The organism is Pseudosulfitobacter pseudonitzschiae, from assembly GCF_002222635.1.
Lineage (GTDB): Bacteria > Pseudomonadota > Alphaproteobacteria > Rhodobacterales > Rhodobacteraceae > Pseudosulfitobacter > Pseudosulfitobacter pseudonitzschiae_A.
On the sequence record NZ_CP022415.1, the window covers coordinates 407871 to 420271 of the forward strand.

General features: G+C 60.0%; 12 protein-coding genes. 8 read left to right on the forward strand and 4 right to left on the reverse strand.

What is annotated here, in order from left to right:
• The first annotated feature begins 59 nt into the window (after window positions 1–59).
• Genes SULPSESMR1_RS01855 through SULPSESMR1_RS01870 form a run of 4 tightly spaced genes read left to right on the forward strand, consistent with a single transcriptional unit; the run spans window position 60 to window position 5774 of the window.
• On the forward strand, window positions 60–1259 hold the full coding sequence (locus SULPSESMR1_RS01855) for a sugar-transfer associated ATP-grasp domain-containing protein (RefSeq protein ID WP_089419302.1): 1200 nt from the start codon (window positions 60–62) through the stop codon (window positions 1257–1259).
• A 36-nt stretch (window positions 1260–1295) separates the two neighbouring features.
• Window positions 1296–2561: a diaminopimelate decarboxylase gene (gene lysA / locus SULPSESMR1_RS01860; RefSeq protein ID WP_089422078.1), complete on the forward strand. Its 1266-nt coding sequence runs from the start codon at window positions 1296–1298 to the stop codon at window positions 2559–2561.
• Window positions 2562–2613: 52 nt separating this feature from the next.
• Window positions 2614–5202: a TIGR02302 family protein gene (locus SULPSESMR1_RS01865; protein WP_089419303.1), complete on the forward strand. Its 2589-nt coding sequence runs from the start codon at window positions 2614–2616 to the stop codon at window positions 5200–5202.
• A 53-nt stretch (window positions 5203–5255) separates the two neighbouring features.
• Window positions 5256–5774: a GNAT family N-acetyltransferase gene (locus SULPSESMR1_RS01870; protein ID WP_089419304.1), complete on the forward strand. Its 519-nt coding sequence runs from the start codon at window positions 5256–5258 to the stop codon at window positions 5772–5774.
• Window positions 5775–5798: 24 nt separating this feature from the next.
• Here SULPSESMR1_RS01870 and SULPSESMR1_RS01875 read toward each other — a convergent pair whose 3' ends face one another.
• On the reverse strand, window positions 5799–6593 hold the full coding sequence (locus tag SULPSESMR1_RS01875; RefSeq protein WP_089419305.1) for a zinc-ribbon domain-containing protein: 795 nt from the start codon (window positions 6591–6593) through the stop codon (window positions 5799–5801).
• A 162-nt stretch (window positions 6594–6755) separates the two neighbouring features.
• Here SULPSESMR1_RS01875 and SULPSESMR1_RS01880 point away from each other — a divergent pair, with 162 nt between their 5' ends.
• From SULPSESMR1_RS01880 to SULPSESMR1_RS01895, 4 genes are read left to right on the forward strand one after another with little or no spacing between them, the layout of a single operon-like run.
• The gene (locus SULPSESMR1_RS01880) at window positions 6756–7433 is read left to right on the forward strand and encodes a cell division ATP-binding protein FtsE (protein ID WP_089419306.1); all 678 of its coding nucleotides are present in this window, start codon (window positions 6756–6758) and stop codon (window positions 7431–7433) included.
• Window positions 7434–7441: 8 nt separating this feature from the next.
• The gene (locus tag SULPSESMR1_RS01885; protein WP_089419307.1) at window positions 7442–8344 is read left to right on the forward strand and encodes a cell division protein FtsX; all 903 of its coding nucleotides are present in this window, start codon (window positions 7442–7444) and stop codon (window positions 8342–8344) included.
• Window positions 8341–9078 (forward strand): lysophospholipid acyltransferase family protein, encoded by a 738-nt coding sequence (locus SULPSESMR1_RS01890; protein WP_089419308.1) that lies wholly within the window; start codon window positions 8341–8343, stop codon window positions 9076–9078. Before SULPSESMR1_RS01885 ends, SULPSESMR1_RS01890 begins: the two co-directional genes overlap by 4 nt.
• The gene (locus SULPSESMR1_RS01895; RefSeq protein ID WP_089419309.1) at window positions 9078–9680 is read left to right on the forward strand and encodes a pyridoxamine 5'-phosphate oxidase family protein; all 603 of its coding nucleotides are present in this window, start codon (window positions 9078–9080) and stop codon (window positions 9678–9680) included. Before SULPSESMR1_RS01890 ends, SULPSESMR1_RS01895 begins: the two co-directional genes overlap by 1 nt.
• Window positions 9681–9836: 156 nt before the next feature.
• Here the strand turns inward: SULPSESMR1_RS01895 and lpdA are convergent, their stop codons facing one another.
• The 3 genes from lpdA to SULPSESMR1_RS01910 all read right to left on the reverse strand — a co-directional run bounded on the left by lpdA (window position 9837) and on the right by SULPSESMR1_RS01910 (window position 12255).
• Window positions 9837–11225, reverse strand: a complete 1389-nt coding sequence (gene lpdA, locus SULPSESMR1_RS01900) for a dihydrolipoyl dehydrogenase (RefSeq protein WP_089419310.1) — start codon at window positions 11223–11225, stop codon at window positions 9837–9839.
• Between the two features lie 125 nt (window positions 11226–11350).
• Window positions 11351–11746: an MAPEG family protein gene (locus tag SULPSESMR1_RS01905; RefSeq protein ID WP_089419311.1), complete on the reverse strand. Its 396-nt coding sequence runs from the start codon at window positions 11744–11746 to the stop codon at window positions 11351–11353.
• Window positions 11743–12255 carry a hypothetical protein gene (locus SULPSESMR1_RS01910; protein WP_089419312.1) on the reverse strand — a complete coding sequence of 171 codons (513 nt, stop codon included), beginning with the start codon at window positions 12253–12255 and terminating at the stop codon, window positions 11743–11745. The genes SULPSESMR1_RS01905 and SULPSESMR1_RS01910 overlap by 4 nt, the downstream gene beginning before the upstream one ends.
• Window positions 12256–12401: the final 146 nt, after the last annotated feature.

The following is a 12401-nucleotide window of genomic DNA, read 5'->3' on the forward strand; positions in this document are numbered from 1 at the left end:
ACGCCATTATCTCGTACTATTCTTGCCAAAACAGGTACAAGACAGCAGGGCAATTGGCAATGAATATGCAAACCCACCCGCAAAAGGCGCTTTTGGCGGCCCCGCCAAACCCTGCACCCGCCGCCAGCCAGACTATGATCGAAGTGGCCCGCAAACACGGGGTCAGCCCGGTGCGGCAAATGCGCGAGATGTGGACGCTGAAACGTGGCCCCGGCAAGCTTGAAGGTCACGAATACCACGCCACTGGTGTTTATGTGCCTGACATGGCGATGGATGACAAAAAGACTTATGTGGGTCGTATCGGCAGCTATAATATCAATGTGCGCCTGTCGCCTCCCAAGCTGACGGAAACCCGTGCGTTTCTGCGCGACAAGGTGATGTATACCGCATTGTTGACACAGTTGAGCTTGCCCACAACCACCACGCAAGCGGTGGTGTCTGCACGTCGTGTGTTTGGTGCGATTCCAGCGCTGCGCAACCCTGACGCTGTGGCGCAGTTTTTGCAAAATGAAGCTGTCTATCCGATCTTTGCCAAACCTTGCGAAGGCGCGGGCAGTGTCGGATCAGCCCTGATCACCGGTCTGGATCGTGGCGCGGGCCTGCTGCATCTGGGCAATGGCCGCGATGTGGGTCTGGACAGTTTTGCCCACGAGATTTTCCACGACTATCCAGAAGGGTTCATCCTGCAATCAGCGATCCGCCAGCATCCCGATATGGCCGCCATGACGGGTGATGCGGTTGGCACATTGCGGATTGTCACGCTGCGGGATGCGCATGGTGTTTCAATGCTGTATACCGTATGGAAGGTGCCCTCACCAAAGGCGATGTCCGACAATTTCTGGCAGGCAGGCAGCATGGTCGCCGAGGTCGACGACACAGGGCGCGTGGTGCGTTGCAACAAGGGCAGCGGCTTGAGCGCCGAGTGGATCGACATGCATCCGGTGTCGCAGCGTCCCTTTGCGGGGTTTCAGATCCCCCACTGGGATCAGGTCCAGCACGTCGCGCAACAGGCGCATATGATGTTCCCTGAATTTGGTATCGTCGGGTGGGACATGGCCGTTGGACCACAAGGTCCGGTGATCGTGGAATGTAACGACAACCCGTTCCATACGCTGTACCAGTTGGCCACGGGGCGCGGCATCCTGAACACAGACTTTACCCCAAAGCTGGACGCGGCGGCGGCAGAGTCTCAGGCAATCCTGCGCGGCAAGGTCGCAATCTTTCAGGCGCGCGAAAAGGCCAAGAAGCGCAAAGCGTGATTGATCCTGCGCCGCCGCTGGATTAAGCGGTCTGGCATGGATCATTTTCTGTATCGCAATGGCGCTTTGTACGCCGAGGATGTCCCGGTGGCCGACATTGCCGCCGCCGTTGGCACACCGTTTTATGTCTATTCCACCGCCACCCTGTTGCGCCATTACCACCTGTTCGACGAGGCGCTCGAGGGTATGGACCACATGGTGTGCTACGCGATGAAGGCGGCCAGCAATCAGGCCATCCTCAAGACTTTGGGCGATGCAGGGGCGGGCATGGACGTGGTCTCGGGCGGGGAATACCGCCGCGCGCGCGCCGCAGGCGTGCCGGGCGAGCGGATCGTGTTCAGCGGTGTCGGCAAGACGGCGGACGAAATGCGCACAGCGCTTGAGGGTGGCATTCGCCAGTTCAATGTCGAATCCGAGCCGGAAATGGAAATGCTCAGCGCTGTGGCTGTCAGCATGGGCAAGGTGGCTCCGATCACCATCCGCGTAAATCCTGACGTTGATGCAAAAACACATGCCAAAATTGCCACCGGCAAATCCGAGAACAAATTCGGCATTCCCATCGCTCGTGCCCGCGCGGTCTATGCCCATGCGGCCAACCTTGCGGGGCTTGAGGTGATCGGCATCGACGTACACATCGGCAGCCAACTGACCGATCTGACCCCGTTCGAGGCCGCCTATCAGAAGGTTGCAGACCTGACCGTGCAACTGCGCGCGGATGGTCACACTATCCGCCGTCTGGATCTGGGGGGCGGTCTGGGCATCCCGTATGAGCGGTCGAACGCGGCCCCGCCGTTGCCGACGGATTATGGCGCGATGGTCAAGCGTACGCTGGGACATCTGGAGTGCGAGGTCGAGATCGAGCCGGGCCGTCTGATCGCGGGCAATGCGGGTTTGATGGTCAGCAAGGTGATCTATGTGAAATCCGGCGAAGGCCGCGATTTCCTGATCCTTGACGGTGCGATGAACGACCTGATCCGGCCTGCGATGTATGACGCTTATCATGACATCATACCAGTTGTTGAGCCCGAGGCGGGAACCGAACAGCAACCTTATGATGTGGTTGGGCCCGTTTGCGAATCCGGTGACACCTTTGCCAAGCGGCGGATGATGCCGGCGCTGGCTGCGGATGATCTTGTGGCATTCCGCAGTGCCGGTGCCTATGGCGCCGTCATGAGCAGCGAGTATAATTCGCGGCCCCTGATACCGGAAGTTCTGGTGAAAGGTGATCAATTCGCGGTTATCCGCTCACGCCCGACCTTTGACGAAATGATAAATCGCGATACCATTCCCGAATGGGTGTGACGCGTCCGCGTGTCGCCCTATGTCATACTCAAGTATGAGGTAACGTCGACACATGGCCAATTCTTCCCGACCTGACACGCCCGCAGGGCTGCGCGCCTTGCGCTGGCCCTTGCGGTTGACGTGGGCTGGGATGCTGGCAGAGAACCTGTCGCGCGCGTTGTGGCCCTTGCTGGCGGTGGTCTTTACAGTGCTGGCGATGCTGATGCTGGGCCTGCATGATATCGTCTTGATCGAAGTGGTTTGGAGCGCAGCGGTGCTCAGTGGCCTCGCGGCTGCTGCCGCGTTGGTTTACGCGTTTCGGCAGTTCCGTTTGCCCACATGGGCGCAGGCCCTGACCCGGTTGGATGCCAGTCTGCCGGGGCGACCCATTCAGGCATTGATGGACGATCAGGCGATTGGCCTCGGCGATGCGGCCTCGGCTGCGGTCTGGGCTGCGCACCAGAAACGTATGGCTGCGCGCGCGTCGCAGGCCCGCGCCGTGCCGGGCGATCTGCGTGTCGCGCGGTATGACCCATTTGCCCTGCGCTATGTGGCGTTGCTGGCCTTTGTGGTGGCGCTGCTGTTCGGGTCGATCTGGCGCGTGGGAACGGTCACAGAGATGACACCGGGCGGCGGAGGGCTGGCCACCGGTCCGGTCTGGGAGGGCTGGGCCGAAAGCCCACGCTACACCGGATTGCCCACGATCTATCTTAACGACATCCCGCAAGGAACGCTGAAACTGCCTGTGGGCAGCCTGATCACCCTGCGTCTTTATGGCGAAGTGGGCGCGCTGACCGTGTCCGAAACAGTGTCGGGCCGCGTGGGTGACGTGCCGCCCGCCTCGGGAGCTGCGCATGATTTTACCGTGACGCAAAGCGGTGACATTTCGGTCAACGGCCCCGGCGGGCGCAACTGGCAGGTGGCCGTGGTGCCCGATGATGCGCCGTCTGTACTGATCCTTGATGATCCCGAACGCGCAGCGCTGGGCGAGATGACTTTGCCGTTCTCTGCCAATGATGACTATGGAGTCGAGGCGGGTGAGGCGCGGATTGCGCTGGACCTGGCCAATGTTGACCGCATCTATGGACTGATCCCCGAACCCGAGGACCGTCCCGAAATTATCGTACCCTTGCCGATGCCCATCGCTGGCGATCGCCGCGCGTTCGAGGAAAATCTGGTCGAGGATTTCTCGGAGCATCCCTGGGCCAATCTGCCAGTCACGATCACGCTGAGCGTTCTGGACGCCGCCGAACAGCAAACCCAATCGGTCCCGCGCGAGATCACCTTGCCCGGCCGTCGCTTTTTTGATCCGCTGGCCGCAGCCATCATCGAGATGCGCCGCGATCTGCTGTGGAACCGCAGCAACGCTGAACGCAGTGCGCAGGTGTTGCGCGCGATCAGCTACAGGCCGGACGAGGTGTTTCGCAAGGAAACCCGGTATTTGAAGCTGCGTCAGGCCATCCGCCAGATGGAGACGTTGGCCAACTACGGTATGAATGACGAACAGCAACAGGCCTTGGCTGACGACCTGTGGAAACTGGCAATTGAACTGGAAGAAGGCGATTTGGCCGATGCGTTGGACCGGATGCGGCAGGCACAGGAACGTCTGGAACAGGCCATGCGCGAAGGCGCGTCCGAGGCCGAAATCGCGGAGCTGATGAACGAATTGCGCCGCGCTACCGAGGATTACCTTAAACAGTTGGGGGAACAGGCCCAGCGCGAGGCCGAACAGAACGGTGACCAGCAACAGGGCCAGCAGGACGGCATGCAGATGACGCAAGACGACTTGCAACGCATGATGGACCGTATTCAGGAACTGATGGAACAAGGCCGCATGGCCGAGGCCGAAGAGGCGCTGCGCGAGCTTCAGGAAATGATGGAGAACATGCGTGTCACCCAAGGGCAGGGTCAAAACGGTCAAAGCCCAGGTGAACAGGCGATGGAAGGTCTGTCAGAAACCCTGCGCGATCAACAGGGGCTGAGCGACGAGGCCTTTCGTGATCTGCAAGAACAGTTCAACCCCGATGCGCAGGCCGGAGAAAGCCAAGGCAATCGTGGCCGCAGCGGCAGTCAGGGCGAGGGCCAGCAGCACAGTCAGGGTGAGGGCGGCGAAGGCAGCGAAGGCGCGCAGAATGGTGACCAGCGAGGGCAGGGCGCGGAACAGGGCGGCGGATCGCTGGCCGACCGCCAGCAGGCGCTGCGTGACGAATTGAATCGCCAACAAGGCAACATGCCTGGTGCAGGGACACCCGAAGGCGACGCCGCGCGCGAGGCGCTGGACCGCGCAGGCCGTGCGATGGAAGGGGCCGAAGAGGCACTGCGCAATGGCGACAATGCCGGAGCCATCGACAATCAGGCCCAAGCAATGGAAGCGCTGCGCGAAGGTATGCGGGCTCTGGGCGAGGCGATGGCGCAGGAAGAACGTGACAGCCAGCCGGGCCAAGGCACAGCCCAGGGCGACCGCCGCGCCGAAGCGCGTGATCCGCTGGGCCGCACGCCCGGCGCAAATGGCGGCACCGGCACCGAGGAAGGGCTGTTGCAAGGCGAAGACGTTTATCGCCGCGCCCGCGAATTGCTGGACGAAATCCGCCGCCGTTCGGCGCAGGGAGAGCGACCGGAAGTCGAACTGGACTATCTGGAACGGCTGCTGGACCGGTTCTGACGGTGCTGGAAGATATTCCTAGGCATAGAGAATACTAAAAATCGTGAGAGCGTATGCCGATAGAAATCAGACCGCTGACACCGGAAGATGCTGAAACCGCTGCGGAAATTTTCTTTGATGCTGTGCATTATGGAACCGCCGACGTTTATTCGCTTGAGCAGCGAACGGCGTGGGCTGGGCGTGTCGTCAACCCGAATGGATGGTTGCGCAAGTTTGAAAACACATCAGGATTTGCAGCAGACATCGACGATTCAATGGTCGGATTTATGACCTTAGATGCAGCAGGTTACATTGATCTCGCATTTGTTAAAGCTGAACTATCGGGGCGAGGAATAGGCAAGTTGCTCTATCGTCAAATTGAAGCAAGGGCTAAAGCGGAGAACCTTCCAAGGCTGACCTCCGAGGCCAGCACAAAGGCTAAGCCGTTCTTTATGCGAATGGGATGGCAAGTCGACAAAGAGCAAGCGGTTACTAAAAATGGAATATCCTTAACCAATTTCAAGATGTCGAAGCAGTTGGACGCGATCTGCAGGTCTGCTTCGTCCCGCACCACTGCCAAGCAGCGCGGCTAAGGTGTGGCTGGTGTGGGGTTCAGCCTAGGAGGCTGCGGTTGTGTCCAACCACATCAGCAGGCTGGTCACCTGACTGTCCAACCAGACCCGGGCCTGATCAATGGTGCCGACATAATCTTTCATCACCGGCTCAAGCGCCGGGAGAGCGGCGGTAATTTGCGGGCTGTAGACATATAGCACCGCCAGCACAGCCACGATCAGCAAAGATGTGACAAACCCGCGCCGGAAGCCGCGTTTTTGGCGCTCGCGAACGGGGGCATCGGGGGTCGGATCGCCTTTGGCGATCTGGCGGTCGCCGGTCGAGCGTAGGGTCGAATTGATCTCTTCGATGTCAGGCAGCAAATCGCGGCGCGACCCTGCGGCGGCGGCTGCCGCAGCTTCGGCAGCTGCGGTCGCGGCGGGTGGTTCCTGACCGCGCATCCGCGCCATCCGGTCGCGCGCTTCGCGGGTGCGGCGGGAGGCTTCGTCATCGCGCAAGCCGTTGCCTTCCGCCAGACCGAGATCCGGCTGGCTTTCCAATCCTTCGCTTTGGCGGACACGCGCCTCTGCTTCGGCTTCGGCGCGCAGGATGTCGGATACCGCAGGGTCCAATGTGCGGCGCTTCGGCTCTGGCGTGGGCACGCGCTCTTCTCCGGCCGCAGGCGTGTCTGGCAGGGGCGCTGCAACCTCGTCTTCGCCGGACTCGGGGGACGTTTGGTCAGGATGGTTTTGAAACCACGTCTGCCCGCAATTAGAGCATTGCACATCCCGACCGTCGGACGGAATGACCTCGTCCGGAACTTCATATTGTGCATCGCAATTTGGACAAACCAGCCGCATATCGCCGACACTCCCCGTGTTTCACCCGTTTCACGCCCTATAGCACAGGATATGGTGTTGATCATGCGCAGAAAAGTGCAATCTCTCCTAGCCCCCCTTTGCAAGGCGCATTGAAACCGCACCGATGCTAAGGCACAACAGGTGCATCAAGCGGGGTAAGACGTGATCGAGCTAGAAAATGTGGCGTACAGCTACGGTGGCGGTGAGCTTTTGTCGGATATTTCCGTCAAACTGGCGCCGGGATCCTTTCACTTTCTGACAGGACCGTCGGGCGCGGGCAAGACCACGCTGCTGAAACTGTGCTATGGCGCTTTGCTGCCCTCTGCCGGCACGGTGCGATTGCTGGGCGCGGATGTGCGCACGCTGGAGCGTGACGACATCGCAATGCTGCGCCGCCGGATCGGTGTGGTACATCAGGACGTGCAGTTTCTGGACCATTTACCGGTTTCGGAAAACATTGGCCTGCCTTTGACGGTGTCCGGGCGCGGTGGTGACGCCGAAAACAGTGATTTGCACGAATTGATGTCGTGGGTCGGTCTGACTGAACGGGCCAACGGCTTTCCCCCTGAATTGTCGGGAGGTGAACGCCAGCGTGCCGCGCTTGCGCGGGCGGTTATTATGTCGCCCGATATTGTGCTTGCGGACGAGCCTACGGGCAACGTCGATTGGGAAATGTCACAGCGTCTGTTGCATCTGCTGATCGAGCTGAACCGCATGGGCAAGACCGTGGTGATTGCCACCCATGACCTTTCGTTGATCCGCGCCGCCAAGGCGCAGGTGCAGGCACGGGTTTTGCGCATCGCCAACCGGCGCATCCAACTGGCAGGGGCGGATCTGTGAAGCTGAAAATGAACCTTGATGCCTTGCAATCGCTAACCCACAGCGACCGTCAGGCCGACCGCGTCGTACCGCCTTCGGGTTTTACTGCGCGGCTGACGGTGTTTGCGGCGGGTGCGATGGCGTTTCTGGCGGTGTTCGCGTTGGCGCTGTCGATGGCCACCGGACGGTTGGCAAGCCAATGGAGCGCCGAACTGGCGCGCACGGCGACGGTACGTATCGTGGCGCCGCTGGACCAGCGGGCAGCCCAGACCGAGGCGGCATTGGCACTGTTGAAGACCACCGCAGGCGTCGAAAGCGCACGCGCGCTGAGTGATGAAGAACAGTCGGCGCTGTTGGCCCCGTGGTTCGGCCCTGATGTGTCTTTGGACGGGCTGCCGGTGCCACGTCTGATCGAAATTGTAGAGACCGCCGACGGCATTGATGCTGCAGGTCTGCGGCTGCGGCTGTCTGCCGAGGTGCCGGGTGCGGTGCTGGATGACCACAGTCGCTGGCGCGAACCTTTGGTGCGGGCCGCGTCGCGGTTGCGTCTGCTGGGGTGGATCGCCACGGCGCTGATCGTGGCCACGGTTGCCGCGATGGTAACATTGGCCGCACAGGCAGCACTGGCCGCCAATGCGCAGGTGATTGCAGTGCTGCGGCTGGTTGGGGCAACGGACCGCTATATCGCGCAGGCCTTTATCCGCCGCTTTACCCTGCGCGCCTTGGCCGGTTCGGCGGCGGGTGTAGTTGCGGGCGTTATCGCCGTGTTGCTGATGCCATCGGGGGGCAGTGAAATGTCTGGCTTTCTTACCGGACTGCGCTTTCAGGGGTTGGGATGGGTCGTGCCGTTCCTGATCCCGCCACTGACAGCATTGGTGGCCTTTTCCGCGACCGGCAGGGCGGCACGACGTACATTGGAGAACCTGTCATGAAAGCAATTCAATGGCTGCGGTCGCTGGTCTTTGTGGTGCAGATCTATCTGGCCATGCTGGTGGTCGGCGTGGCCTTTGCACCCTATGCGCTGTTCAGCCGTGCGGGTGCCCGCGCAGCCTGTAAAACGTGGTGCAAATGGGTGTTCTGGACGGCCCGCTGGATGGTGGGTATCCGCACCGAAGTGCGTGGACCCGTGCCCACAGGCGACGTGCTGATCGCCGCCAAGCACCAGTCGTTTCTGGACATTATGCTGATCTTTCACGCGGTGCCCAAGGGCAAGTTCATCATGAAACGCGAGATATTGTGGACACCGATCATCGGGCTTTATGCCAAGGGCATCGGATGTATTCCCGTGGCGCGCGGTAAACGTGGTCTTGCGATCAAAAAAATGGTCCGCGACGTCGATGCGGGCCGTCTGGAGGCGGGGCAGTTGATCATCTATTCACAAGGCACCCGCGTCGCGCCGGGGGTCAAGGCACCCTATAAGGTTGGCACTGCGGTTCTGTACAACGAGCTGGGCCAGCCTTGTGTGCCTGTCGCCACCAACGTGGGCCTGTTCTGGCCACGTAAGGGGATCTTGCGAAAACCGGGGCTGGCTGTGGTAGAGTTCCTGCCCACCATGCCCGAGGGGCTGCCCCGCGAGGAATTTATGGCCGCGCTGCAACAGACGGTCGAGGAGCGATCGGATGCTTTGCTGGTAGAGGCGGGTTTCACACCGGAAAGGTTAAGTTGATGCAATGGATCGAAACTGAAGCTGACCTTGAGGCGCTTTATGGCAGGCCCGGACAGCCCGCGCTGCGCAAGGTGTCGGACCACCTGACACCGCTTTATCGCAAATGGATCATGGCATCACGGTTTTGCGTGCTGACCACTGTGGGCGCCTCTGGCACCGATGGCAGCCCACGCGGTGACGATGGCCCCGTGGTGCAGGAACTGGACCCGGACACGCTGGCCATGCCCGACTGGCGTGGCAACAACCGGCTGGATTCTCTACGTAACATCGTGACCGACGGGCGCGTGTCGCTGATGTTCATGGTGCCGGGGTCGAATTCCGTGGTGCGGGTGAACGGTCAGGCGCGTCTGACCGATGATGCGGACCTGCGCGCACGATTTGCCGCAGACAAAGCGGTGCCCGCCACCGTGATCGTGATCCAAATTGCCGAGGTTTACACCCAATGCGCCCGCGCCGTGATGCGCGCCGACCTGTGGGGCCGTGACGACAGCGCCTATCTGCCCCGTCCGGGCGAGATACTGGCCGAAGTTTCCGATGGTCAGGAGGGTGGTGCCGCCTATGACGCTGCGTGGCCCAAGCGGGCAAGTGAGACGATGTGGTGAAGTAATAAGATGCCAACGGCAACCGTTGGCATCTTAGACTTTCATCTGCCGGGAAACGCAGCTTGCCTTAAGGCCGGGCGCCACCCTTTGGCGCCAGGTTCGAACGGCAAGCGGTTGCGGCAAAGCATCGCTGACGCCCCTGCCCATTGGGCGCGATCACATGTGGATCGCGCCGTCGCCACAGGCCAGAGCGGCCTCGCGGACCGCTTCGGAATAGGTGGGGTGGGCGTGGCAGGTCATGGCCAGATCTTCGGCGGAGGCACCGAATTCCATTGCCACGCAAACCTCGTGGATCAGATCGCCGGCACCGGGACCAATGATGTGGCACCCCAGAATGCGGTCGGTTTCCTTGTCTGCCAGAATCTTTACGAACCCGTCGCCTGCAAACACGGCCTTGGCCCGCGCGTTGCCCATAAAGCTGAACTTGCCAACCTTATAAGCGCGGCCCGCTTCTTTCAGCGTGGCTTCGGTTTCGCCTACATTGGCAACCTCAGGGTGAGTGTATATCACGCCGGGGATCACGCCATAGTTCACGTGGCCATGTTTGCCCGCGACCTGCTCGGCGGCGGCCATGCCTTCGTCTTCGGCCTTGTGGGCCAGCATCGGCCCTTCGATCACGTCGCCGATGGCATAGACACCCGACACGTTGGTTTGCCAGTCTTTTCCCACCTTGATCTGGCCCCGTTCGGTCATTTCGACCCCCAGACCCTCAAGGCCAAGACCGTCGACAAAGGGTTTGCGGCCGGTCGAAACCAGAACCACATCGGCGTCCAGCACCGCTTCGCTGTCATCCTTGCGCAGTTTGTAATGCACCTTGGCCTTGGTTTTGGTCGCTTCCGTCTTTTGAACAGCGGCGCCCATGATGAATTTCAGGCCCTGCTTGGTTAGCATCCGCTGGAAGGTTTTCTGAACCTCAGGGTCCATGCCAGGGGTAATCGCGTCAAGGTATTCCACGACTGTCACCTCTGACCCCAGACGGGCGTAAACGCTGCCCAGTTCCAGACCGATAACGCCTGCGCCAATCACCACCAGCGATTTGGGCACCTTGCCCAGTTCCAGCGCGCCGGTCGATGTCACGACGACTTTCTCGTCGACCTCTACGCCAGGCAGCGACGCCGCCGCAGAGCCGGTGGCGATGACGATGTTCTTGGCCTCGTGGACTTCCTCACCGACCTTGACCTTGCCTGCTTCGGGGATGGAGCCCCAGCCCTTGAGCCAGTCGATCTTGTTCTTTTTGAACAGGAACTCGATGCCTTTGGTGTTGGTGTCGACGGTGGACTGTTTGTAGGTCAGCATCTGCTTCCAGTCGACCGAGGGGCTTTTGCCCTTCAGGCCCATTTCGGCAAAGTTATGCTCGGCTTCGTGCAGCATGTGCGAGGCGTGCAGCAATGCTTTGGACGGGATGCAACCGACGTTCAGGCAGGTGCCGCCCAATGTCTCGCGTCCCTCGACGCAGGCCACTTTCAGACCCAGTTGCGCGCAACGGATTGCGCAGACATAGCCGCCGGGGCCAGCTCCGATGATGATAACGTCGTAGGATGCCATGAGGTCTTCTCCTTGGTCGTTTTGGCCGCTGCGGTCCGTATCGAACCACTGTCGGCTGTCGTGTCGGCACGTGTGCCATCTGTTTCTGCCGAGGCATTGATGGCCCCGTGTGATGCGGGCGCGCCCTAGATCAGGGACGCGATGAAAAGCGTGGCAACAGCGGCCATCGCCACCAGCCAGATATAGGAACGCCACGGTTGCCATCCCAGCGCATAGGCGGGAATATAAAGTGCGCGGGCAGTAATATAAACCCAAGCAGCGCCCACCGTTACGCCAGTGGCCTGATCCGTCAGATGGATCAGCAATACGCCGGAGGCAAAGAACGGAAACATCTGCACGTTGTTGTCATAGGCCCGCAGCATCCGTCCGGTGGTGGTGCGCACCGGGCGCGTGGAGTCGTGGTCGCGCGGACTGGTGGTATAACCGGGGCCCATGTCCACATTGGCCATGTAAGAGGCAACGACAAATTGCGTGATGTGCAACAGGCCTGCGAGGGCGATGGTGAGGAGGATCGGGGTCAATTGATATCCGCCCTATATTTGCTAGTTTCTGAAATCCCAAATTGATGTGCGCCAAGCCATGCCAAAATGTACAGACCTATGAATGGCGGAAAAAACAATGAAATACAGATGCATAATGCCAAGAAGTAGAGAGGCCTCTGGACAAAACTATTTAGAACGCCAACTCTTTCGAGCAGATCAATTTGGAAGTTCCATAATGTAGCCAACAGTGCTGCCGCAGCCCAAAATAATCCCATGAAGAAATTCTTCTCGTCGGGTTTATTGTCTGGGCTTTTCGGCGCGGAGTCTTCGTCCAATCCAAATTCTGAGTTGCTTGAAAATGTTCCAACATCGCTGGTTCTACCATCCGCATCTTTGTCTCTTGAAACCAGCCAGCCTATGAATGCTCCTGTCGGGGCAAGAAAATACATGGCATTGTATGCTGTTCCACCAACAGCAATGCCCATAGAAGAACCCAAGACTAGGCCAACGATAGCTCCAACCAAGATCAGTGCACTCGTTTTCGTCATACGGCCGCCTCCAATATTAAGAATTCAATTTCGTTAACAATTTCTGCGGGTACTCAAGTGCTTGTTTCTTCTGCACGGGGCACCTTAGCGACGTTTTGCATTCAACGATTAGTTGCCTTAGCCCTTAGCAAGGTGTGACGGGGGGT